This is a genomic window from Agromyces hippuratus, from assembly GCF_013410355.1.
Taxonomy (GTDB): domain Bacteria; phylum Actinomycetota; class Actinomycetes; order Actinomycetales; family Microbacteriaceae; genus Agromyces; species Agromyces hippuratus.
Map to the genome: position 1 here is coordinate 677,025 of NZ_JACCFI010000001.1, position 20,695 is coordinate 697,719.

27 protein-coding genes and 2 pseudogenes are annotated in these 20,695 nt (G+C 65.9%); 14 read left to right on the forward strand and 15 right to left on the reverse strand.

What is annotated here, in order from left to right:
• From BJY17_RS03225 to bsh, 3 genes are all read right to left on the reverse strand, one after another.
• A complete protein-coding gene (locus BJY17_RS03225; RefSeq protein WP_074259104.1) occupies positions 1-369 on the reverse strand; it encodes a PadR family transcriptional regulator in 369 nt (122 codons plus the stop codon).
• A 142-nt stretch (positions 370-511) separates the two neighbouring features.
• Positions 512-754 (reverse strand): GNAT family N-acetyltransferase, encoded by a 243-nt coding sequence (locus BJY17_RS18870; protein WP_322789730.1) that lies wholly within the window; start codon positions 752-754, stop codon positions 512-514.
• Positions 755-964: 210 nt separating this feature from the next.
• Positions 965-1,939, reverse strand: coding sequence for a choloylglycine hydrolase (gene bsh / locus BJY17_RS03235; RefSeq protein WP_179550104.1), 975 nt, complete (start codon positions 1,937-1,939; stop codon positions 965-967).
• A gap of 148 nt (positions 1,940-2,087) precedes the next feature.
• On the opposite strand from bsh, the gene BJY17_RS03240 reads away from it, so the two are divergent.
• Complete coding sequence (locus tag BJY17_RS03240) at positions 2,088-2,315, forward strand: RNA-binding S4 domain-containing protein (protein ID WP_179550105.1); 228 nt, start codon at positions 2,088-2,090, stop codon at positions 2,313-2,315.
• A 39-nt stretch (positions 2,316-2,354) separates the two neighbouring features.
• Here the strand turns inward: BJY17_RS03240 and BJY17_RS03245 are convergent, their stop codons facing one another.
• On the reverse strand, positions 2,355-2,705 hold the full coding sequence (locus BJY17_RS03245; protein WP_179550106.1) for a hypothetical protein: 351 nt from the start codon (positions 2,703-2,705) through the stop codon (positions 2,355-2,357).
• Positions 2,706-2,714: 9 nt separating this feature from the next.
• Positions 2,715-3,296, reverse strand: coding sequence for a dihydrofolate reductase family protein (locus BJY17_RS03250; protein ID WP_179550107.1), 582 nt, complete (start codon positions 3,294-3,296; stop codon positions 2,715-2,717).
• Between the two features lie 423 nt (positions 3,297-3,719).
• Between BJY17_RS03250 and BJY17_RS03255 the strand changes: the two genes are divergently transcribed.
• Positions 3,720-4,055 (forward strand): hypothetical protein, encoded by a 336-nt coding sequence (locus BJY17_RS03255; RefSeq protein WP_179550108.1) that lies wholly within the window; start codon positions 3,720-3,722, stop codon positions 4,053-4,055.
• A 124-nt stretch (positions 4,056-4,179) separates the two neighbouring features.
• On the opposite strand, the gene BJY17_RS03260 is transcribed toward BJY17_RS03255, so the two are convergent.
• From BJY17_RS03260 to BJY17_RS03270, 3 genes are all read right to left on the reverse strand, one after another.
• Positions 4,180-4,965 (reverse strand): maleylpyruvate isomerase N-terminal domain-containing protein, encoded by a 786-nt coding sequence (locus BJY17_RS03260; RefSeq protein WP_179550109.1) that lies wholly within the window; start codon positions 4,963-4,965, stop codon positions 4,180-4,182.
• A gap of 121 nt (positions 4,966-5,086) precedes the next feature.
• Positions 5,087-5,590, reverse strand: a complete 504-nt coding sequence (locus BJY17_RS03265; protein WP_179550110.1) for a DUF805 domain-containing protein — start codon at positions 5,588-5,590, stop codon at positions 5,087-5,089.
• Between the two features lie 305 nt (positions 5,591-5,895).
• Positions 5,896-6,369 (reverse strand): hypothetical protein, encoded by a 474-nt coding sequence (locus BJY17_RS03270; protein WP_179550111.1) that lies wholly within the window; start codon positions 6,367-6,369, stop codon positions 5,896-5,898.
• 204 nt (positions 6,370-6,573) lie between these two features.
• Between BJY17_RS03270 and BJY17_RS03275 the strand changes: the two genes are divergently transcribed.
• The 3 genes from BJY17_RS03275 to BJY17_RS03285 all read left to right on the forward strand — a co-directional run bounded on the left by BJY17_RS03275 (position 6,574) and on the right by BJY17_RS03285 (position 8,699).
• Positions 6,574-7,137, forward strand: a complete 564-nt coding sequence (locus BJY17_RS03275) for a hypothetical protein (RefSeq protein ID WP_179550112.1) — start codon at positions 6,574-6,576, stop codon at positions 7,135-7,137.
• A 114-nt stretch (positions 7,138-7,251) separates the two neighbouring features.
• A complete protein-coding gene (locus tag BJY17_RS03280; RefSeq protein WP_218889842.1) occupies positions 7,252-7,539 on the forward strand; it encodes a class-II aminoacyl-tRNA synthetase family protein in 288 nt (95 codons plus the stop codon).
• A gap of 626 nt (positions 7,540-8,165) precedes the next feature.
• Positions 8,166-8,699 carry an AAA family ATPase gene (locus BJY17_RS03285; protein ID WP_179550113.1) on the forward strand — a complete coding sequence of 178 codons (534 nt, stop codon included), beginning with the start codon at positions 8,166-8,168 and terminating at the stop codon, positions 8,697-8,699.
• A gap of 119 nt (positions 8,700-8,818) precedes the next feature.
• Here BJY17_RS03285 and BJY17_RS03290 read toward each other — a convergent pair whose 3' ends face one another.
• Positions 8,819-9,148, reverse strand: a complete 330-nt coding sequence (locus BJY17_RS03290; RefSeq protein WP_179550114.1) for a hypothetical protein — start codon at positions 9,146-9,148, stop codon at positions 8,819-8,821.
• Positions 9,149-9,364: 216 nt separating this feature from the next.
• Here BJY17_RS03290 and BJY17_RS03295 point away from each other — a divergent pair, with 216 nt between their 5' ends.
• The 3 genes from BJY17_RS03295 (at position 9,365) to BJY17_RS03305 (ending at position 11,656) form a co-directional block, all read left to right on the forward strand.
• Positions 9,365-10,630, forward strand: coding sequence for a sensor histidine kinase (locus BJY17_RS03295; RefSeq protein ID WP_179550115.1), 1,266 nt, complete (start codon positions 9,365-9,367; stop codon positions 10,628-10,630).
• Positions 10,627-11,280, forward strand: a complete 654-nt coding sequence (locus tag BJY17_RS03300; protein ID WP_179550116.1) for a response regulator — start codon at positions 10,627-10,629, stop codon at positions 11,278-11,280. Before BJY17_RS03295 ends, BJY17_RS03300 begins: the two co-directional genes overlap by 4 nt.
• A 157-nt stretch (positions 11,281-11,437) precedes the next feature.
• Positions 11,438-11,656: a hypothetical protein gene (locus tag BJY17_RS03305; RefSeq protein ID WP_179550117.1), complete on the forward strand. Its 219-nt coding sequence runs from the start codon at positions 11,438-11,440 to the stop codon at positions 11,654-11,656.
• A gap of 396 nt (positions 11,657-12,052) precedes the next feature.
• Here BJY17_RS03305 and BJY17_RS03310 read toward each other — a convergent pair whose 3' ends face one another.
• Both BJY17_RS03310 and BJY17_RS03315 read right to left on the reverse strand, forming a co-directional pair.
• Complete coding sequence (locus tag BJY17_RS03310) at positions 12,053-12,508, reverse strand: GNAT family N-acetyltransferase (protein ID WP_246303639.1); 456 nt, start codon at positions 12,506-12,508, stop codon at positions 12,053-12,055.
• Positions 12,509-12,715: 207 nt separating this feature from the next.
• Positions 12,716-13,595: pseudogene (locus BJY17_RS03315) on the reverse strand (helix-turn-helix transcriptional regulator).
• Positions 13,596-13,696: 101 nt separating this feature from the next.
• Between BJY17_RS03315 and BJY17_RS03320 the strand changes: the two are divergent.
• Both BJY17_RS03320 and BJY17_RS03325 read left to right on the forward strand, forming a co-directional pair.
• A pseudogene (locus tag BJY17_RS03320) lies at positions 13,697-13,945 on the forward strand (aldo/keto reductase); the annotation flags it as partial.
• A 164-nt stretch (positions 13,946-14,109) separates the two neighbouring features.
• On the forward strand, positions 14,110-14,772 hold the full coding sequence (locus tag BJY17_RS03325; protein ID WP_179550118.1) for a DsbA family protein: 663 nt from the start codon (positions 14,110-14,112) through the stop codon (positions 14,770-14,772).
• Between the two features lie 16 nt (positions 14,773-14,788).
• Here the strand turns inward: BJY17_RS03325 and BJY17_RS03330 are convergent, their stop codons facing one another.
• From BJY17_RS03330 to BJY17_RS03340, 3 genes are read right to left on the reverse strand one after another with little or no spacing between them, the layout of a single operon-like run.
• Positions 14,789-15,199: a VOC family protein gene (locus BJY17_RS03330; protein ID WP_179550119.1), complete on the reverse strand. Its 411-nt coding sequence runs from the start codon at positions 15,197-15,199 to the stop codon at positions 14,789-14,791.
• 52 nt (positions 15,200-15,251) lie between these two features.
• Positions 15,252-15,935, reverse strand: a complete 684-nt coding sequence (locus tag BJY17_RS03335; protein WP_179550120.1) for a M23 family metallopeptidase — start codon at positions 15,933-15,935, stop codon at positions 15,252-15,254.
• The gene (locus BJY17_RS03340) at positions 15,932-16,687 is read right to left on the reverse strand and encodes a phosphotransferase (RefSeq protein WP_179550121.1); all 756 of its coding nucleotides are present in this window, start codon (positions 16,685-16,687) and stop codon (positions 15,932-15,934) included. The genes BJY17_RS03335 and BJY17_RS03340 overlap by 4 nt, the downstream gene beginning before the upstream one ends.
• A 181-nt stretch (positions 16,688-16,868) precedes the next feature.
• Here BJY17_RS03340 and BJY17_RS03345 point away from each other — a divergent pair, with 181 nt between their 5' ends.
• Positions 16,869-17,480: an HdeD family acid-resistance protein gene (locus tag BJY17_RS03345; protein ID WP_179550122.1), complete on the forward strand. Its 612-nt coding sequence runs from the start codon at positions 16,869-16,871 to the stop codon at positions 17,478-17,480.
• A gap of 83 nt (positions 17,481-17,563) precedes the next feature.
• Here the strand turns inward: BJY17_RS03345 and BJY17_RS03350 are convergent, their stop codons facing one another.
• A complete protein-coding gene (locus tag BJY17_RS03350; RefSeq protein WP_179550123.1) occupies positions 17,564-18,337 on the reverse strand; it encodes an SDR family oxidoreductase in 774 nt (257 codons plus the stop codon).
• Between the two features lie 132 nt (positions 18,338-18,469).
• Between BJY17_RS03350 and BJY17_RS03355 the strand changes: the two genes are divergently transcribed.
• The 3 genes from BJY17_RS03355 to BJY17_RS03365 are packed head-to-tail and all read left to right on the forward strand — an operon-like array spanning position 18,470 to position 20,638.
• The gene (locus BJY17_RS03355) at positions 18,470-18,943 is read left to right on the forward strand and encodes an NfeD family protein (RefSeq protein ID WP_246303641.1); all 474 of its coding nucleotides are present in this window, start codon (positions 18,470-18,472) and stop codon (positions 18,941-18,943) included.
• Complete coding sequence (locus tag BJY17_RS03360) at positions 18,943-19,872, forward strand: SPFH domain-containing protein (RefSeq protein ID WP_179552687.1); 930 nt, start codon at positions 18,943-18,945, stop codon at positions 19,870-19,872. Before BJY17_RS03355 ends, BJY17_RS03360 begins: the two co-directional genes overlap by 1 nt.
• Positions 19,873-19,882: 10 nt before the next feature.
• The gene (locus BJY17_RS03365; RefSeq protein WP_179550124.1) at positions 19,883-20,638 is read left to right on the forward strand and encodes a glycerophosphodiester phosphodiesterase family protein; all 756 of its coding nucleotides are present in this window, start codon (positions 19,883-19,885) and stop codon (positions 20,636-20,638) included.
• Positions 20,639-20,695: the final 57 nt, after the last annotated feature.

Below are 20,695 nucleotides of genomic sequence, written 5' to 3' on the forward strand. Positions count from 1 at the left end.
TCAGCCCAACCCGAGTGCGAGGCGCGGCTGTCGGTTGTCGCCGTCGCCGGGCCAGACCTGGTCGAGCACGCCACCGACGATCGACCACTGCCGACGATGGTCGGCCAGCGTCGACGCGCCCTGCGCGCTCAGGCGATAGTGCTTGCGCGGCCGACCGCCGGATGACTGGCGCCACTCGGATTCGACGTGCCCGAGTCGCTCGAGCCGGTGCAGCAGGGGGTAGAGCATGCCGTCGCTCCACTCGAGCTCACCGGCCGAAAGCTCGGTGATCCGCTGCAGGATCGCGTACCCGTACGACTCGCCCTCGGCGAGGATGCCGAGGACCACCGGGGTGGCCGCTGCGGCCACCAGGTCCTTGCCGATGCGCATGCGTGCTCCAATCGCGGCTCAGGGGGATACCTCGAGCATCTAGATACCTAGAGCTGCAAGGTATCACCTCGGAGTGCTGCACGCGACTCCCGCGTGGGTCGACCGCGTCGACCTGTTGCAGAGGTTCGAGGCCTCCTGCTACCTAGGTGCGCAATGCCATTCCGAGGCTCGGGGCGACGTCGTCGAACCCGAGCGAGCGATAGAGGCGCTGCCCGGGAGGGTCACCGATGAGGCTGACGTACGCGCCTTTCGGTGCCCGCTCGAGAACATCGGCGACGAGCCATTCCATGACCTGGCGGCCGAGCCCCCGGCGCTGGTGCACCGGATCGGTGGCGATGTCGACGATGTGGAAATACCAGCCGCCGTCGCCGATCGTGCGGCCCATCGCGACCAGCTGCCGGCGATCGCACCTGCGCCCTGTTCGGGAGCCTTGGGTGAGAGACCGGATTCGCGACGAAGACGCAGATAGTCCTCGAGGGGTGGGGCATCGCTGATCAGCGTGTAGGGCGCAGACATGCATCAAGTCTGGTGGACTCGATCACCGTCTCGTGCAACCGGATCTGCACGGGTTGGCCCTTCTCAGGCTGCACCAACGTCAGTTCTGCATATGCACCTGCTGGCCCTTGACCAGAGGGTACGCAGCAAGTGCGTTTCCGTCGAGGTCCTCCTTGTGCATGTCGACACCGCTCACCTGGCTGTTCTCGTAGGTCGTGTAGTAGTAGACGCCCTTGTCGGTGTTGCAGCACGACGAGTAGATCGTGATCTCGTACTTTCCGGGGGAGACCTCGACGCATCCCCGCTGCTGCGCAACGGACCCCAGGATCTGGAGGAACTGACTGATCGACTCCGACTCGGAGTCGCCCGACACCGAGTTCATCTTCGTGAAGGCCGCCTTGACGAAGCGAGATGCCGAAGACAGGTCTCCCGGGAGGCCGATCGCGCCCATTCCCCGGCTGTAGACGTCGAACTCCAGCTCGTCCGAGAAGTTGGTTTCGGGCGGGTTCCTCGACAGGTGCATGTAGTTGTTCAGGTTGAAGGACTGGATGTCGAAGGTCGGGTTGTTGGTGAGCACCCCGACCGGGTTGTCGTAGACCCTCAGTCCGTCCTTCACGCTCTCGACCGTGATGGATGTCGTTCTGTCGGAGATGATCCAGTGCAACGGGGAGAGCGGGAAGGTGTCGCTGAAATCGATCTTCACGAGGTTCAGCGACAAGAGGGCCGCCCTCACCTCGTCCACGGTCTCGAACTGCCCGAGGATCCAGGGGATGAACTCGAACGGAGTGATGTTCGTCTTGTCGACAGCTTCGGGCTTGTAATCGGCGTTCTCCGGGAAGTTGAGCCCCGCCATACTGAGGCCCTTCTCGTTCGTCGCGTCGTAGTACAGCGGATAACCGTCCGCGATGGTGGCCATCCCGATGATCGCGTGATGTGTCGCCAGTGCAGCCGCCTTGCGGAACTCGAACGGGAAGTTCCGGGGGGTGATGGTGACGGTCTCGTTGTACGAGAACTCGAGGTCGAGATTGCGACCGAAGTAGTGATCCCTCGTGGTGTAGCTCAGTCCGGTGCACATGAAAGCCCCCGCTCTCCGTTTCGTCGGTCAGTGGGCGCAACGTTAACCGGGGGAGCGATGCGCGGCAACCGCTTGCGCATTCGCCTGACCCATGTGCGCAACCGTGACCGGGCGACCTCGCAAGCACCGCGTCGACTACTATTCGGGGATGACGAACCCGGCTCCGATCGAAGACGTCCCGATCGGAGGTGAGGTCATTCGCCTCGGGCAGTTCCTGAAGTTCGCTGGCCTCCTCGACTCCGGTGGAGACGTGAAAGAGGCCATCCTCCACGGCGCAGTGGCCGTGAATGGCGAGGTTGATCGACGACGCGGACGGCAGTTGCAGGTCGGCGACATCGTCGGCTTCGATGGACGCAGGGTTCGAGTGTGCCCGTGAAGATGCCGATGCACACGGCGATCCGGCGAAACGGCGGGGTCAGCTGATTCTCTGAAGCAGCATGTCTGCCGCGGTGGAGAGAGACACGGCCCAGTACTGGGTGACAATCACGGCGACGAGGACGAGCACCGGCGTTGCTGTTCTGGTGCGGTTCACGATGCTCACGACCACCAGCGTGAGCATCGTCGCGATCGCGATGGTTCCGCCAGTTACCTGCGCGAACGCCATCCGGACGAAAGCCGCATTGTCGGGTGCCGCCCAGCTGTTGAAAGCAAAGGTGAGTACGAGCGGCACCACGAGCACGCCTCCAACGGCGACCCAAACGTAGTACCGGGGCCACGGCCTGGAGGCGCTCCTCGGCGTGGCTTTCTCAGCCTGCAGAGTACTCATCTCCGCATGCTAGCGGGGAGCGGCCGCATTCTGCTCGCGCGGCCGGTACCGCATTGCGACCGCCCCCGACCGGAACTCCTGGCGATCCACGAGCTCGAGCTGGATGCGCTCTCGCAGTCCGGCGAGCAACGTCGGCCCGTGTCCGGCGATGACCGGCTGCACGAGGAACTCGTACTCGTCGATCAGTCCCAGCTCCGCCAACGCCAGGGGGAGCGTCACTCCACCCACCCACAGGCCTTCGCCTGGCTCTTGCTTGAGATGCCGAACCGCGGTTTCAAGATCGCCTCGCACCAGCTCGGCATTCCAGTCGACCTTGTCGAGCGTGCTCGACACGACGTGCTTCTTCGCACCGTCGATGGTCTCGGCGAACGGGATCTGCCACTCACCCATCCAATCGGGCCACGTTCCCGTGGCCGGCTTCCGCCACGCGGACTCCATCATCCAGTAGGTCACCCGGCCGAACAGCAGAGCATCGGCACGCTCCATCTCCTCAGTCCAGTAGTGCATGGACTCCTCGTCCGGGGGGAGTCCTGCCTCGTGATGGCAGCAGCCGTCGAGCGTGACGTTGATCGAGTATCGAAGTGGTTTCATCTCATCGCTCTCCCATGTTGCTCAGCGCGTCGCCACTCACCTGACTGCCGGCGAGACCAGGTCTTCGCATGAACCGCTCATGGGCTGAGAATATCCAGCACGGCCATCCAGCGGCAGTGGAAGCGCACGAAGACCATGAGTCATCGGCGCCATTTCAACCGAGTGCAGGACTCAGACCGTTTGACTCCTTCTGAGGGTGAAGCCGCTCGATCGTTCTCCGCAAAGCTCGCTCACGCTTGAGGGTCGGTCATACGGAGAGTCGCAGCCGGAGAGTTGGCCTCAGGTGCTCCTGTCTCGATTCAAGCCTGGTGGGGGACCGGCTTGCGGGCTGGAACCGATCTCGCACAGCGGTGGAAGGGTTCGCTTGTCATCGAATGGATAACGCTTGCGGACACCGGCTCGTTTCCCGGGTCACGATGAGTCATGGACGTCGAGAGATCACTATGGACGGAGACTCGACGGGCCGTCGTCAGGGTCAGCGTCATCGGGATCCTTCTCATGGTCGGGCTCCTGTGGCTGGCCTCTCTCCGGTTTCCGGTGACCTTGGCCGATCCGCCTCAGCCGACACCTGACTACACGGTCCGAACCGGCTGGTGTCTGGTCGGCGTGGCGCTGGTCGTGATCATCGCAGTCGCGACCCTGACTATTGCTTGGCGCCGCCCCGAGCGCTTGCCGCGCGTGGCCTCGATCGGACTGATTGCGATGCTGGCATGCGGCGTCGGTTGCGCGGTCATCGCGATCGTCGTCTCGACTCCATAGGGCGGTGACCTATTCGTTCACGCTGGTGAGCAGGAGTCTTTGAACCGCTCTTCCCACAATGGTCGTCAATGACGCGTTCAGGGCCCCGTCGCCTTCGGATGCAGGAGATCGCATGTGGGCGTTGTCACACGGACGGATCCCAGGCTGCGAGCTGGTCGAAGATGCGACGGTCGCCTTCGGACTCAAGCGAATCCAGCGTCTTGCGGCCGTAGAAGTACAGGACCAGGTCGCTGGCCGTGCCCCGCGCGGAGGCGTCGGCCGCGTCGGCGTCCTCGCCGGCAGCGGGGGCGAGGTGGGCGACCTGTGCGCCGTCGTGGGACAGCCGGAGGCGCCAGGAGCGGCCCTCGGTGGTGTGGTACTCGACGATGGCAGGGTCGTGCGGCCAGGCGACCGTCGTCGCGCAGAGGGTGAACTGGCAGTCGTCGAAACCGTCGAGGGCGATCTTCTCCGGTATCGGCTGCGGGGCACCCCCAGTGAGCTGGACGTCGTAGGTGTGCACCGCGATCTCGTGGAGCTGGCGCCGCGCCCAGGCCCCTGAGGTCTGCGGTGACGGTGAGTCCGCCCACCAAGTCCAGCAACCGCGATCCGGGCCCGCCTCGCGCAGCACACTCGCCAGGTGCTCTACTGACTCGAGCCACCAGGCCAGGAGAGCATCGCGCTCCCGAGGCGCACCCCTGCTGCCTCCCCATGCCGACTCCTCTGGCGGACCGTCCGCGGGCCCGGCGGTGACGATGGCGGCTGCCTTGCGGCGACCCATGCCCACGTGTTGCACGTGATCGAACAACGTCCGCGCGGGATGGGTCGTCATCTGAATGTCGAGGCTCGGCGACGCGGCGACCGCAGTGCGGAAGGCGGCCGACCGTTCGTTGATCAGCCGCAGCTGCTCGGAGAACGTGAGAATCATGTGCATGCCGCCGTTCTACCACTGTTCTCCGATGACCGGTGGGTCGGTTGGATCAGTGAATGTGTGGCGACCGGCCCCCTCCCACCCATCCGCCATGCGGGCAGTTGCCTTGGTTGCGTATCCAGCACTAGATATCGAAACGGGCGCCTTCGCGCCGTGATCGCCGGGCGGCGAGTAGCAGGAGAACGAATGTTCCGGGAGGGACGAGTGCGAGAAGCGCCCACCAGCCGGACAGGTTCGAATCGTGCAGCCGCCGAACCGCGACGGTGAACCCCGGGACGACGGTGATGATGATCCAGATCCCCGCGAACAACAGAGAGATCGAGGCCAGCGGTGAGCTGGGCGCCACGGTGGCCGGCAGGGTGAACAACTCGATGTTCGCGAAGAGCCACGAGCCGAACGGCCCGACACGGAAGGTCGGTTGTGGGGTCTTGCCCGAGACGAGCGCGGGGATCAGGAACTGGGTCGTTCCGAGCACGATGACGTTGACGAGCATCCACCACCAGTACTCGCTGCGGCTCGCGCGGCCCCTGATGCGGAAAGCGCCCGCCATGAACCGGCCCATTGCCTGCGGCAGCGACGCTCCTGGCCGCGGGAATGCGTGTGTGGCGGATACACGGGCGTAAGTCACAAGCCGATGTTAGGGGACGGCCGGTCGCTTGTTCGGGTTTCCACACAGCACGGTTCTGGCGCACCACGACTACTTTCGTGAGCATTGGAAGCGCTTTCTCGCAGTCGGCGATGTAGGCACAGGGGAGGGGCGAACTGCTCGTACTGACACCTGTCGTCCGGCCAAACAGGAACCGCGGTTTCGTGCTTCGGCGTCGGCGTGCTGACCGCAGTGGATGCCGGAGTCTCGACAGACGAGAATCGAGTGCACATCGGTTCGAACCAGATCGACCCAACCCCACCAGCCTCGGCACTTGCGTCGGGGAACTAGTCGGGGAACTCGAACGTGGCGCCGTCGCCGGCGAATGAGGCTACCTTGATGGTGAATTCACGTTCCTCCTTGCAATACACGACGAAGGCATCCGTAGCGGTCGCGCCGGGCTCCAGGGTCGTCGGGAACTCGCCGACCGCATATCCTCGGTACTCCGTCGTAACTGTGCCCGCGGGTCCGCCGAAAGGAAGATCCCACTCGATTGAATCTGCACCGTTGAAGACCGAGAGGTCGTTCGGGCTGAACTCGATCACCGTAGTGCTCACATTCTCGATCTGCACCCCAACTCCGCAATAGCCATCTGAATACCTGATCTCTTCCGCCGAAATGCGGAGATTCTCGGTCGTCTCGACCTCTGCGTCCGACGACAGGTTCAATTCGAACATGCTGCACCCCGCCAGCAGCCCTAAGGAAACGAACCCGCCAACCAACCCAACCGAGGTTCGCGCCACCGGAAGTCTTCGCGACATGTCCCGAGCGTATCGATCAACCGTCGTACTGAAGTCACCTATCGGAACCCCACAAAGCTCGCTCCGGCGGGGCGGCATTCGGCTGCGTCGTGTTCGAGATGAGCATGATCGCCCCATTTCGGAGGGCGAGATCGGGCCGGCGAAGTTACCACAACAGGGGCGTCCCGGACGTTCGGACTCTCGGCTGAGCCTTACGCTAACCGGATGCGTCTCTCCGCTCGGTCGGTCATTGTCGGAATCGGCACCACAGTCCTCGCTCTTACGCTTGTCGGCTGCACAAGCCTCCCAGGTCCGGCCGCGACGGTGTCAACGGCCCCTCCCCGCAATGCCGTCACTCCGACCCCTGAGGCGAGCACCGCACCCGTAGCGGAGCTCGCGGGCTGCGACACCGCGCTCGACGACGCTGGCAACGCCGATCTCGCTGCGACGAATCTCACACCGGTCGACTTCGCATTCCAGAACTGGGACTATCCGCTGCTCGCTGACTTCGCGGCCGACGGTGTGGTCTGCAAGTGGGCCGGCGGCGGCGATGTATTCGTCGTCATCGGCCAGCTGGCGATGGATGAGGCGAATTGGGAGACAACGCAAGCCGAGCTCGAGGCGGCCGGCTACCAGCAGGACAACGCCGGTGGAGTCGACGGGTTCACGAACGGACCGGACGGTGAAGATGAGAGCTATCCGTCGCGCGGATTCGCCTGGCGCGACGGCATCCTCTACTACGCCAGCTATCCCGGCATTCTTGAGTTCATCCCGGCGTTCCAGATCTGACTGTTGGACCCCACGTGAGCGCCGCGCGGCCGGGGGAGGAGGCTCGGCAGATCCTGCATTTTCTGCAAGTAGGGGCGCTATCACTGAACTTCGCGCTGCCGGTAGCGTGGCCCAATGGCAGACAGCAGTCGGACGAGCGTGCTCACTTCCCAGCAGGATGATTTTCCCCGCTGGTACCAGGACGTCTTGGAGAAGGCCGAACTGGCTGAGAACGTTCCGGTCCGCGGCACGATGGTGATCCGACCGTATGCCTACGGGCTGTGGGAGCGGATGCAGGCTGAGGTTGACGGTCGCATCAAGGCGACCGGCGCCGAGAACGTCGATCTGCCCCTGTTCATCCCACAGTCCTACCTGGAACGGGAGCCGAGCATGTCGAAGGTTTCAGCCCCGAACTTGCCGTAGTCACGCACGCGGGCGGTAAGGAGTTGTCTGAGCCGGTCGTCGTGAGGCCAACTGGGAGTGTGAGCCGGCGCCGCATCATGCGAGCAGTTCTGGTGCTCGTAGGCGTGGCGCTGGTCGTGATCGCCGTGGTTACGTGGTCGATGTACCTGTCGTAGCCGCTGAGCCCGAAGGCAACGTCAGCCTTACTCGCGCGTCGATGAAGGAGGGTTGCCCCAAGTCGACGAGCTGGGTCGTGCCAGTTCCTGCAATTTCTGCAGGTAGGGGATTACCAATCCGACATAATGTGCATTATCGGCTACAACCCCGGAGTGCCATCGAACGCTCAACCAATGCGAATGTTCCCCCGGAGAAGCGTCAGCAAACGCAAACCGACCGTATCTGCTGTCCATGCGATCCGCTGCGTCGTTGCGTCAGTGAGAATGCGCTTAGGGAAAAGCACGAATACCTCAGTTACCGGCTCGGGTGCTAGATACGCGAGACGCTTCGTCGACACTCGTCGCGATGACCGGCTTGCCGAGGTCTCGCCATTGAGCATTACGAGCTGGAGCGCTCCTGGTTCACTGCAAGAAACGGACTACATCATCCGTTTGTATACGTTGGCAGACCGCTGCATCTACGCTCGAGTCGTGATCGACTTCCTGATTGTTGTGAACGGCGTTCCGGGTGCGGGCAAGACGACATTGGCCGGTTCGCTCGCTCGAGAACTCGCGGTTCCTCTGATCGCGAAGGATGCGATCAAGGAAGCGCTGAGCGACGCGATGAACGGCTCGCTGCCGACGTCGCAGCTTGGAGCGGTCGCCGCTGAGAACGTCTGGGCGATCGCAAGGATGCTCAGCGGAACGGTGATCGTCGAATCCTTCTGGGCGGCAGGTCGAGACGACTCGCATTTTCGTCGCGGCTTCGAGGCGCTGGCGGCACCGCGCGGCGTCGAGATCTGGTGCCATACATCGCATGACGTTGCACGGGAGCGATTCCTCACGCGTGATCGCCACGCTGCGCATTCCGATGCTGGGCGCCTTCCAGAGTGGGAGCTGCTCAGTTCATCCGCAGCTCCCATCACAGGCCTGCCCGTGATGTCGGTTGAGACGACCACGGCGGTGGACGTGCCGCTATTGGCGGCGACGCTGAGGGAGCACATCGCGCCCGGGGCCTTGAGATGATCACAGATGTGGCGAACGATCATCTCTCGCTTCAGAAACGGTCGGACGTAGTCCGGGACGTCAATTGTCGATGAACAGGACGCCGCCGAGATACGCCCGCTCGGGCCCTCGTTCGCCCATCACGACTCTTCCGAAGGCCAGATCAGCCGTTGGATGGTTGCCGGAACGTCGAAGTGGTGAACGGCACTCGCCATCACGATGAAGATCACGTCGAGGAATCCGCAGACGGCCACGATCCCCCACAAGAACGGATGCATCGTCAGCGCGAACACGATCCCGACGACTACGAGCGCAGAGCAGAACACGACGCTGAGTACCGAGCCGCGACGCCCGAGGGGACCGAGCAGGAAGTCTCTGCGAACCTCGGTCGTGATCATGGTTCTGGCGAGTTTGAACTCGGTCTCCGACCAGTTGCTTCCGTCCCACCATCGCAGCATGTCGCCGGCCAACGGGTCGACGTCTCAACCCGGCGCGGCCGCGTAGTGCGGCGGTGGAGGCGGATGCATGAACGAGAAGATGGCAGATCGGCGTACCCTCGGAAGCACTGAAGCTGCTGAGAGCACTCCCCGCGCGGTGTCCTCCTTCGGGATGAGATTGCCGGTTCGTCTGGAGGACATCGCGTTGTGGCTGATTCCGGAGCCGCGACCGGGCCATACGTTTGCCCTGTGGATCTGAAACCGTCTCCCCCGAACCGGCTCGTTCTCCTCGCCCCGGCGGCAGGCACGGCCTACATCGTCCTGTGGTGGATCGCCGAGGCCGGACACCTCGGGAACGCCCCGCTCGGGCCGATCGTGGCCGTGGTGCCGTTCATCGCATTCGGCCTCTCGATCGCGATCTCGCAGAGATGGCCGGCCGCGGCCCTGGGCTTGATCGGTGCAGTTCTCGTCGTGCAGCTTCTGGTGGAGAGCGCGAGGTTCGGCAACACGAGCTGGCCGGCCTACCTGCCGCTGCTCTACGCGCTCTTCAACATCAGCGCCTTCGGCAGCCACGTCGTGCATTGGATCTCGCTACCGGTCTCCGGCCTCTACGCGGTGATCGTGACCGTGCTCCTGACTCTGCGCAGCTTCGGCGCAGCTGAATGGCCGGTGCTGTACTCGCCGCAAGCCGCCCGTGACTACCAGAACGGCGGCGAGTTCGAGGTCGTCGGGATGTTCGCGGCGGGGTGCGTCATCGCGGTCGGCCTCGCAACCGGCGCGTGGTGTGCCGGGCTGGCCCTTCGTATGGTCACGAAGGTGTACTCGGCTCGCAGGCACGCCCAGGCGCTCGAACGCGATCTCGCGGCGGTTGAAGACGAGCTGGTCGCCCTGTCGGAACGCGAGCAGCTCGCCCAGGAAGTGCATGACGTGATGGCGCATTCGCTCGCCGTGATCGCCGCCCAGGCAGATGGAACGCGAATGACGGATGACTCGCTCGCGCCAAGCACGCGGAACGCGCTGAGCACGATCGCGGACACGGCACGCGACGGATTGACCGAACTCCGCCAGCTCCTGGACTCGAGCCCCCTCCTCGGTGAAGCAGAACGCCCGAAGCTCACCGATCTTCAGGCGCTGTTGGATCGAGTCCGCGGCGCGGGGCTCGATTGCGAGTATGCCGAGCACGGCGAGAGCAAGCCCCTCTCCCCCATCCAGCAGTTGAGCGTCTTCCGAATCGTGCAGGAGGCGCTCACGAACGCGGTCCGGCATGCCGACACCGACGGCTCCACGACGGTCACGTTGGACTGGAGAGGGCCCGGATTGGCGCTCCTGATCGCGACACCGGCCTCCGCCACGGGTGCGACTCGCCCGGGCCGCGGCATCCGCGGCATGCAGGAACGCGCGCAGATCGCCGGCGGCTGGCTCACCGCCGCCGTCGATGAGGGAGACGCGTTCATCGTCAACGCGTACATCCCCGTCGACGAGCCCACCAGGCTCGCGGTCGAGGCCGTCGCATGAGTGAACCCATCCGGGTCGCCATCGCAGACGACCACGTGCTGTTCTGCGCGGGCATCGAGATGATCATCCGGTCGCAGACGGATCTCGAGTTCGCCGGCACCGCGCACGACGGCGACGACATCGTCACCCTTGCCACCGAGGTGCGCCCCGACGTCATCCTCATGGACATCCGGATGCCGAGGGCTGACGGCATCACCGCCACGCGGAAGGTGCTGATCGAGTCCCCCACCTCCCGGGTCATCGTGCTGACGACGCACCAACGACAGGAGGCGGTCGCGCACGCGATCGACGCCGGCGCACATGGCTTCCTCATGAAGGACGCCCGACCCGAACTACTCCTGGCCGCGATTCGCACCGTGCACGAAGGAAACTCCGTCTACGCACCCTCCACCACGCTCGCGCTCATCCGCGACCTCACGCCGTCGGCGCGCGTCGAGCCGGATCAGCAGGCGATCGCGGCGCTGACGGCCCGAGAACGCGAGGTCTACCTCCTCGCAGCACGCGGACTCTCGAACGCCGACATCGCCGAGTCCGCGTACATCAGCGAAACGACCGTCAAGTCGCACATCTCGAGCATCCTGGCGAAGCTTGAGCTCGCATCCCGGCTGCAGGTCGTCGCCCACGCATACAATCACCGCCTCGTTCAGTGAGGAAGTCCGCCATGACCGACCCTGCGATCGAACTGCCGCCGACCGAACCGATCGACATCACGGCATACCTGCCCGACCCGTACGACGAACCATCCGCGTAGAAATGGATCGCGAAACTGCCGAACGGGCTGGACTGCAGGAGCCCTAGACTGCCGACATGAGCGACCTCCCACCGGACATGGATGCGAGCGGCTGGCTGACGCTCGGCATTGTCGCAGTCGCGCTCGTCGCAGGCGGCTTCATCGCAAGCTGGCTGAAGAAGCGACGGAGCAGGACCTCGAGCAGCACGTCGACGCAGACGGATGCCGAGGTCGCTCGCCAGCACGCGATCGACGAGGCGGAACGACTCACACGCAACCCGCGGGAGCGCTATTAGGCCCTGTTGCCAATCCTCATCGCCGGAGCTGATCGGCGTTGTCTGCGGCTACTTTGGAGCGCGGCATCCGAACGTCGTCGAGCGCTGCTTCAACTCACTCAAGCAGTGCGTGCGTTCGATCAGTGGGCGCTGCGAACGGCGCCGGCCGTGTGGGCCGCGGCAATCGCTTCGCTGTGCGACCGTTCGCCGGGGATCGATGCGTCGTGATCACCCGGGAGTCGTCGAGCACGTCGCGCTCGCACGACGAGGAAGACCGTGGCGCACGCGATCATGACGCCGAAACCCGCAAGCCAGAACACCAGTTCCATGTCGATCTCCTTATTGGCGCGAGCCTATCCCATCGCGCGGCACAAGCGGAGGTGAATCTCCGCGAGCGCTCCCCCGCTCGGCGACGTCTCAGTTCGTGTGCTGCGATGGGATTCGTACCATCCGGATCGAGCGGACACCCTCCACGCTCTGCACCGCCCCGTCAGCATGGAATCCGTGCTTGCGATAGAACGCCTGCGCTCTCGGGTTCGGATCGGCGACCCACAGGGCGACCGACTCATCGTTTCCTTCGATGACAGCGTCGAGGAGCGCCGCGCCGACGCCGGTGCCGTGTTCTGCCGCGAGGACGTACAGCACGAAGAGATGCGCGCTGCATTCGGCCGTCGGCACTTCTGGCGGGCCGGCCATCGCGACCCCGATGACGATTCCTTCCCGTTCGGCCAGCGCGACGCGATTCGCGCGGTACCGCTCGTCGACGAGTGCGGCGGTCCAGAATCGTTCGCGAGCTTCGACGAGCCCGTCATCGTCGAGCACACGATCGGGCATCGTCCCGCGGTATGTCTCGCGCCACGACGCGACGAGCATGCGAGCCATGCCCGGGACGTCTTCGAGACTGGCTGGTCGAACAACGAACCGCGAGTCCATGGGCGAAGAGTATCGAAACCGCAACGACACCGCCCGCGGTGTCAGGCTCCACTCCACATGCCGCCTTCGCCCGGCATCTCGATGCGCTCCGCGATATCGCGCACGGTGGCCCGCGCAAGCGCGCGCCACGGACGCCCACTCCCCCGATCAGGCGTCGTCGACCTGAGGCGCGTGCGCCGCGGCATCCGCTGTCGCAGCCCAACTCGCCAGCATCTTCAGGGCGTCGGCCGATACCGAGTTCGGCTCGGCCGTGAAGATCGAGAGCTTGAGCCCCGGATCGGCGGGGAGCTCCATCGCATCGAAACTCAGCTCGAGGGCGCCGACGACCGGATGATGCAGACGTTTGACACCGGTGCGGTGGTGGCGCACATTGTGGGCCGCCCAGAGCGTGCGGAACCGTTCGCTGCGCGTCGACAGCTCCCCCACGAGGTCGGTCAGTCGCTTGTCGTACGGATTGCGGCCGGCCTCGCCGCGCAGTGCCGCGACGACGTCTTCAGTGACGCGATCCCAGTCGGGGTAGAACTCCTGGGCGGCCGGGTCGAGGAACGCGAACCTCGCGCCGTTCGGCTGCGGCGCGTCGAAGACCACCGAGTAGACCGCCCGGCCCAGTGCATTCGCGGCGAGGTAGTCGGTGCCGGTTGGTGCTGATGATCGCAGGAGCCTCGGTGATCGCATCGAGCACACGTTGCAGGGTCGGTCGCACCTCCCCCGTCTTCGGGCGCGGGCGTCGGGCCGTCGGCGAGGCATTGGCAGCGCGGGCGAGGTCGAACAGATGGGCGGACTCGGCGTCGTCGAGCTGCAGCGCCCTGGCCAGGGCTTCGAGCACGGTGTCGGATGCCCCGGCGAGGCTGCCGCGCTCGAGACGCGTGTAGTAGTCGACGCTCACACCGGCGAGCATCGCCACCTCTTCACGGCGCAGTCCCGAAACCCGGCGATTGCCGCCGTAGGCCGGTAGTCCTGCCTGCTCGGGAGTGATGCGGGCGCGTCTCGTGCGAAGGAACTCGCGCACCTCGCTCCGGTTGTCCATGTCTCGAGGGTATGCCGCCGAGTCGCGGTGAGGGAGGTACTGGCAGTGCTGGTCACGTCGGTGACTCCCCCAGATCGCACTGGATGCTGTCGAATGGACTCATGACTTCCACGACTGTCACCCTCAACAACGGCGTCACGATGCCGGCGCTCGGCTTCGGCGTCTTCCAGACCCCGCCCGAGGTCACCACGCAGGCCGTCGAGACCGCGCTCGCCACGGGCTACCGGCTCATCGACACGGCGGCCGCCTACGGCAACGAGCGTGGCGTCGGCGACGCGATCCGCAACTCCGGCCTCGCCCGCGACGACGTCTTCATCGAGACCAAGGTGTGGATCAGCGACTACGGCTACGGAATGGAATGGCTGAGAGAGCGCTGGACGGCGTAACGCGATCCGATCCGCTCAGCAGGCTCGAGGGCGGCCCCCGTACGCTGTATCGAGACCGACGGATGCCTCGGAGACGACGTTCTCCGAGGCATCCGCCCTGCACCGGCTCGAGAGGCGCTCCCTTGGCGATGAAGAACAGCACGAAGATCCAGCTCGCCGTGATCGGGGGTCTCGTGGTCGCCGCCGTGGGGATCGTCTTCGCCGTCAGCGCCAATCAGGCGCCTGCCGCGGCGCCGGGCACCGCGGCGGCGGCCACGCCGGTCGTGGCCGAGAACAGCCACCGACTCGACGTCGCCGATGGCAGCACGGTGACCTTCACCGAGTTCCTGGACTTCGAGTGCGAGGTGTGCGCCGCGGTCCATCCGTTCGTCGAGGAGCTGCGCGCCGACTATGCCGGCGAGGTGACCTTCGTGGCGCGGTACTTCCCGATGCCCGGGCACACGAACTCGCGCACGGCCGCCATCGCCGTCGAGGCCGCCGCCCAGCAGGGCGAGTTTGAGGAGATGTACGACCGCATGTTCGAGACCCAGGCCGAGTGGGGCGAGCAGCAGGAGTCGAAGGCCGACCTCTTCCGCCAGTACGCCGCCGACCTCGGGCTCGACATGGCAGCCTACGACGAGGCCGTCGCCGACCCCGCCACCGAGGCGCGCGTGCAGTTCGACTTCGACGCGGCCGTGACCCTCGGAGCCGAGGGAACACCGACCATCTTCATCAACGACGAGCTCGTTCCGCTGACGTCGCCCGATGACATCCGCGCCGCTCTGGACCGCGCCCTCGCCGCCGCGGAGTGATTCCGCGGACCGCCCGTCAGCTCGCCTCCTGAATACGGATCATGTTGCCGGCAGGGTCGCGCACCGCGCAGTCGCGCACCCCCCAGCCCTGCTCGATCGGTTCCTGCACGATCTCGGCGCCCACGGCCTGGAGCTGTGCGAACGTCGCATCGAGGTCGTCGGTGGCGAGCAGGATGCCGGAGTAGGTGCCCTTCGCCATCATCTCGATGATGAGATCGCGCTCGTGATCGGTGATGCCAGGATCGGCCGCCGGCGGCTCCAGCACGATCGAGATGTCGGGTTGACCCGTCGGACCGACGGTCACCCAGCGCATCCCCTCGTACTCGACATCGCTTCGGACCTCGAACCCGAGAGCATCGCGGTAGAAGGCCACGGATGCATCGGGGTCGGTGTGCGGCAGGAAGCTCGAGTGAATCGTGATGTCCATGGCGTCACGCTAGCCGCACGTTCGCGACGCCGCTTCTCGATTCCTGCGCGGTTCAGGCGAGCGGTTCGACGATGGAACGCTCACCGGGGATGCCTGTCTCGACCTTGTACGGCCGGCCAGACCGCAGTCGCCATTCCCTGAAGGATCGGAACGCCAGCGGCAGCCCCTCGGCATGAGTCGGATCGATTCGGTCCATCACCTGCAGGTGCACGTGCGGCTCGGTCGAGTTGCCGGAGTTGCCGCACGCGGCGATCGGCTGCCCGGTCGTCACCGCGTCGCCGACCGCGACGCGGATCGATCCGAGGCGCAGGTGGGCGAGCGAGACGAAGGCCCGCCCGTCCTGCAACGCGATCGTCACCGAGTTGCCCGCCACGGCGTGGTGGCCCTGTCGAAGTCGCGATGCCTGCCCGAGCGCGTACGGCACCAGCGCGAGCTGCGATCGCCGGCCCTCGTGATCGGCCTCGCCGTCGTGGACGTCGACGATGACGCCGTCGGCCGGAGCGAGGATGGAGCGTCCGAATCCGCGGAACCGCTCGGCAGGTTCGGTCGAGACGAGCGTGCGCCAGTCGCGTCGCTCCGCCGATCGTCGACGCCGATCTACGGCGACGAAGTCGATGGCGTACCGCTCGCCGAAGAGGTCGACCCCGTGGCTCGGCACTCGGCGGGCAGGGCTGTTCTGCGCCATCCACATCCCGGTGAACGGCAGGGACAGCACGGTCGCCGTGTCGGCGCTCATCGTGCCGGCCGTTGCAGGCGATGACGGAGTCGCTGAGCGTCTCGACGGTACATCGCGGCGTGCGCGACGAGGTCGGTGCGCTCGGTCTCCATCGCGCGGGCATCGGTGAACGCGGCGAGTTCCTCGAGTCGTTCCACGGCGGTCGCCAGTACAGCGGATGCCTCGTACGGAACGCCGTACGCGTCGATCACACGGTGCAGCCGGGTCATCCGGGATTCACTGCCCTTCGCCTGAACCTCGTCGAATCCGTCGGCATCCTCGGCGAAAGGTGCGAGGCGATATGCGAGGTACGCGAGATCCCAGATTCGCGGCCCAGGCGACGCCATGTCGAAATCGATGACGCCGACCAGTCGTTCGCCATCGACGAGCAGGTTGTACGGTGCGAAGTCGTTGTGGCAGATCACCTCGACCGGATCGTGCCGCTGGGTACGCCAGACACCGGAGGCGAGCGCGGGTGGCACCTCGGCATCGTGAATCCGCCGCAGCAACCGGCCCGCCTGCTCGAGCACGGCCGACGACCAGAGCACGGCCGGCTCCGCACGATCGAGCGTCGAACCCGGGAGGTAGCTGAGCACTTCCCGACCTTCGATGTCACTCCCCCGCGGCTCCGGCACCTGCTCGACGCCGCTCCCGCGAATCGCCGTCAGCCACGCCTGAACCGAGGGGGTCCACTCGCCTGCCACTCGGCGCACGGTGTCGCCGACCCGCACCACGACTTCCATGTTGCCGCCGCTCAGCACCTCTTCCGCCATGCACCGATACTGGCAGTCCCGCCTCGTCGCGGCCTGCGTTCGCCGAAATCGGGGAACAACGACAGCACACGGTCACCCCGCGACATCCGAAGACTCGCGGATTCACATCCGACACTCAGGCGACCGACGGCCATAGCCTGATCCCTGCACGGCACCCGCCGCCGCCAGAAAGGACACAACAATGTCTACGTCGCAACCCACCGGGGTTTTCGCGTCATTCTCGCTCGACGCATCGTCACTCACGAAGTCGGCGATCAACACCATCCGCGCGACGCTCGGCATCAGCGGCGCCGTCGCCCTCATCTTCGGCTTCCTCATCACCTTCTGGCCGAAGGACTCCGCCGTCGTGATCACGGTGCTGTTCGGCATCTACTTCCTGATCGCCGGCATCGCCTACCTCGGTCTCGGCATCTTCTCGAAGGGCATCTCGGGCGGCGCACGAACGCTCGACATCATCCTGGGCCTGCTCTTCGTGATCGGCGGCATCATCGTGCTCGCCAACCCGAGCGAGTCGGCCGTCTTCTTCGGCATCTTCCTCGGCATCCTCGTCGGCATCCTCTGGATCGTCGAGGGGATCGTCGCGCTCGCCCAGTCGAGTGACGCCGGCTCGCGAGGATGGGCGATCTTCTTCGGCATCCTGAGCATCGTGGCCGGCATCGTGGTGCTGTTCTCGCCGCTGTGGGGAATCGCGATTCTCTTCGTCATCGCCGGCATCAGCCTCATCGTGCTCGGCATCGTGCAGATCGTGCGTGCGTTCACCTTCGGACGCGGCGTCACTCCCGCTGCGGAGTAGCCCGAACGAACGCGAAAGCCCGCCGAAGCGGATGCTTCGGCGGGCTTTCGCCGTCTCAGACGGTTCGGCTCAGTGGCGCTGACTCAGGCGTCGCCCTCGCGCGCGAAGCCCGAGGTGTCGCCGACGTAGCGGGTGTTGTCGGCGGGCACCGGCTCGACCGCGGCGGAAGCGACCTCGGCTGCGAACTCGGCGACGTTGAACAGCCGGCCGGCGTCCTGCTTGCGGGCCTCGATCGCTCCGGGGTTCGCGCGCTCGAGCAGGGTCGCCGTGATGGTGCCCTCGATCATGTCGCCCGAGACGACGACGAACTCGAACCCGGCGGCCTCGAGCTCGGGCAGCTTCGCGCGGAGCGCGTCTTCACCGGCACGCTTCGAGAGCGCGACGGCCTCGTACTCGGGCATCGTCGGTGTCGTGCGGATGAAGTGCGCCTGGTGGCTCGTGACGAACACGATGCGCGCTCCGGGAGCGAGGTGGGGCAGCGCGCCCTCGACGACGTTGACCTGGGCGTCGCGGTTCAGGCGCATCGCGTAGTCCTCGCCCATGCCGGTCTCCATGCCGCCCGAGGCGTTGAGCACGAGGATGTCGATCGGGCCGAGTTCGGCAGCGGCGCGCTCGAACATCGAGGCGACGGATGCCGCATCGGTGAGGTCCGCGCCGACGGCGATGGCGGTGCCGCCCGCCTCGGTGATCTCGGCGACGACCTTCTCGGCGCGCGGGGCCTTGCTGCGGTAGTTGATGACGACGGATGCCCCGGCGGCCGCGAGGTAGCGGGCGGTGTCGGCGCCGATTCCACGCGAGGAGCCGGTGACGAGCGCGACGCGGCCGTCGAGGATTTCGGGGGCGAGCGGGTTGGTCACAGGGGAACTCCTCGGGGCTTGACGGACTGGTCCGCACAGAACAGGCGAACCGAGACTATCAAGTCCACCGGCGCGACCCACTGGGTCAGGCGCCCTGATAGTTTCAGTAGACGCCGTGCGAAGGAGAACGAATTGGATGTACTGACCCAGTACGCGTGGATCGTCTGGCTCGTGTTGATCCTCGCATTCGCGACCATCGAGGTCTTCACGCTCGAGATGACGTTCCTGATGCTCGCGCTCGGCAGCGTCGCCGGGCTGCTGTCGGGCCTGTTCGGCATTCCGTGGTGGGCGCAGTTCATCATCGCCGCGCTCGTCGCGGTCGCCTTGATCCTGTTGCTCCGGCCACCGCTCCTGCGGATGCTGCGGCGTGGCGGCGATCCGACGCGCAGCAACATCGACGCACTCATCGGCGCCGATGGCCAGGTCGTGCGCACCGTCACCCCCGCAGGGGGTCAGGTGCGCCTGCAGAACGGCGACGTGTGGACGGCTCGGTTGTCGCCCATCACCGAGCAGACGGATGTCGCGGTCGGCGAGCGTGTGCTCGTGACCGGTATCGACGGAGCGACGGCGGTCGTCGTTCCGGTGGAGAGGAGCACTGGGGCTTGATGGACGTTTCCGGCATCATCGCGACGATCGTCGTCGTCGCGATCGTCATCTTCGTCATCGTCGTGTTGGCGAAGTCGATCCGCATCATCCCCCAGGCCTACTCCGGCGTGGTCGAGCGGCTCGGGCGCTACCACAAGACCCTCAGCCCGGGGCTCAACATCCTGGTGCCGTTCATCGATCGGCTGCGCCCGCTCGTCGACATGCGCGAGACGGTCGTCTCCTTCCCGCCGCAGCCGGTCATCACCGAAGACAACCTCGTCGTCTCGATCGACACGGTCGTCTACTTCCAGGTGACCGACGCCCGTGCCGCGACGTACGAGATCGCGAACTACCTCGGCGCCGTCGAGCAGCTGACGACCACGACGCTGCGAAACGTGGTCGGCGGCCTGAACCTCGAGGAAGCGCTCACCTCGCGCGACAACATCAACGGTCAGCTGCGCATCGTGCTCGACGAGGCGACCGGCAAGTGGGGCATCCGCGTCGGACGCGTCGAGCTCAAGGCGATCGACCCGCCCCACTCCATCCAGGACTCGATGGAGAAGCAGATGCGCGCCGAGCGCGACCGCCGTGCACTCATCCTCACCGCCGAGGGCACCAAGCAGTCCGCCATCCTCACGGCCGAGGGCGCCCGCCAGGCCGCGATCCTCGAAGCCGAGGGCGATGCGAAGGCCGCGGTGCTGCGCGCCCAGGGTGAAGCCGAGGCGATCCTCACGGTCTTCGACGCCATCCACAAGGGCGACGCCGACCCGAAGCTGCTCGGGTACCAGTACCTGCAGATGCTCCCCCAGATCGCGCAGGGCGAGTCGAACAAGCTCTGGATCGTGCCGAGCGAACTCACCGAGGCGCTGAAGGGCATCGGCAAGGCGTTCACCCCCGCGGCTCCCCCGCAGGCGCCGGAGGCGCCCGGGGCGACCGGCCCGCGTCTCTGACGGAAGGCCCGTGGTCACTGCCTACTTCGAGCCGTCGAGGCCGCGAGTGCTCGCGCACCGCGGCCTCGCCCTCGAAGCACCCGAGAACACCCTCCTCGCATTCGCCAAGGCCGTCGCGCTCGGCGCGGAGTACATCGAGACCGACGTGCATCTGACCGCCGACGGTGTCGCGGTGGTGGCGCACGACCCGACACTCGAACGTGTCGCCGATCGCGCCGTCGACGTCGAGAAACTCACGATGGGCGAATTGCGACGCATCGCCCTCGGGAACGGGCAGGGGTTCTGCTCCCTCGAAGAGGCGCTCGATGCGTTTCCCGAGACCCTATTCAACATCGACGTGAAGGTCGAGAGCGCGGTCGAGGCGACTGTCGCGTCGGTGACGAAGACCCGCGCCGGTTCTCGAGTGCTGCTCACGAGCTTCTCCGAGCGCCGCCGGCGGCGCCTCGCCGAACTGTTGCCCGACACCGCGACCTCCGCAGGCGGCGCCGGAGTCATCCGAACCCGCCTGGCGTCGCTCACCGGTTCGACGTCCGCCATGCACCGAGCACTGCACGGAGCTCGCGCACTGCAGGTGCCCGAGCGGGTCGGCGTGCTGCCACTCGTGACCGAGCGCTTCGTCGCCGCCGTGCACCGCGCTGGAGCGGAAGTGCACGTCTGGACCATCAACGACCCCGCCGACATGGCACGACTGCTCGACCTCGGCGTCGACGGCCTCGTGACCGACCGCGCCGACCTCGCACTCCCCCTCATCGACGCTCGAAACTGAGAATTCCCCGCTAAACCTCAGGGTCCGGAAAGGGAACGCCCAGCTTGATCGTTTAGA

Coding starts and splice junctions, on each gene's coding strand:
- BJY17_RS03225 (WP_074259104.1), bottom strand. CDS start 369: ATGCGCATCGGCAAGGACCTGGTGGCCGCAGCGGCCACCCCGGTGGTC.
- BJY17_RS18870 (WP_322789730.1), bottom strand. CDS start 754: ATGGGCCGCACGATCGGCGACGGCGGCTGGTATTTCCACATCGTCGAC.
- bsh (WP_179550104.1), bottom strand. CDS start 1,939: ATGTGCACCGGACTGAGCTACACCACGAGGGATCACTACTTCGGTCGC.
- BJY17_RS03240 (WP_179550105.1), top strand. CDS start 2,088: ATGACGAACCCGGCTCCGATCGAAGACGTCCCGATCGGAGGTGAGGTC.
- BJY17_RS03245 (WP_179550106.1), bottom strand. CDS start 2,705: ATGAGTACTCTGCAGGCTGAGAAAGCCACGCCGAGGAGCGCCTCCAGG.
- BJY17_RS03250 (WP_179550107.1), bottom strand. CDS start 3,296: ATGAAACCACTTCGATACTCGATCAACGTCACGCTCGACGGCTGCTGC.
- BJY17_RS03255 (WP_179550108.1), top strand. CDS start 3,720: ATGGACGTCGAGAGATCACTATGGACGGAGACTCGACGGGCCGTCGTC.
- BJY17_RS03260 (WP_179550109.1), bottom strand. CDS start 4,965: ATGCACATGATTCTCACGTTCTCCGAGCAGCTGCGGCTGATCAACGAA.
- BJY17_RS03270 (WP_179550111.1), bottom strand. CDS start 6,369: ATGTCGCGAAGACTTCCGGTGGCGCGAACCTCGGTTGGGTTGGTTGGC.
- BJY17_RS03275 (WP_179550112.1), top strand. CDS start 6,574: ATGCGTCTCTCCGCTCGGTCGGTCATTGTCGGAATCGGCACCACAGTC.
- BJY17_RS03280 (WP_218889842.1), top strand. CDS start 7,252: ATGGCAGACAGCAGTCGGACGAGCGTGCTCACTTCCCAGCAGGATGAT.
- BJY17_RS03300 (WP_179550116.1), top strand. CDS start 10,627: ATGAGTGAACCCATCCGGGTCGCCATCGCAGACGACCACGTGCTGTTC.
- BJY17_RS03305 (WP_179550117.1), top strand. CDS start 11,438: ATGAGCGACCTCCCACCGGACATGGATGCGAGCGGCTGGCTGACGCTC.
- BJY17_RS03310 (WP_246303639.1), bottom strand. CDS start 12,508: ATGCTCGTCGCGTCGTGGCGCGAGACATACCGCGGGACGATGCCCGAT.
- BJY17_RS03325 (WP_179550118.1), top strand. CDS start 14,110: ATGAAGAACAGCACGAAGATCCAGCTCGCCGTGATCGGGGGTCTCGTG.
- BJY17_RS03330 (WP_179550119.1), bottom strand. CDS start 15,199: ATGGACATCACGATTCACTCGAGCTTCCTGCCGCACACCGACCCCGAT.
- BJY17_RS03335 (WP_179550120.1), bottom strand. CDS start 15,935: ATGAGCGCCGACACGGCGACCGTGCTGTCCCTGCCGTTCACCGGGATG.
- BJY17_RS03340 (WP_179550121.1), bottom strand. CDS start 16,687: ATGGCGGAAGAGGTGCTGAGCGGCGGCAACATGGAAGTCGTGGTGCGG.
- BJY17_RS03345 (WP_179550122.1), top strand. CDS start 16,869: ATGTCTACGTCGCAACCCACCGGGGTTTTCGCGTCATTCTCGCTCGAC.
- BJY17_RS03360 (WP_179552687.1), top strand. CDS start 18,943: ATGGACGTTTCCGGCATCATCGCGACGATCGTCGTCGTCGCGATCGTC.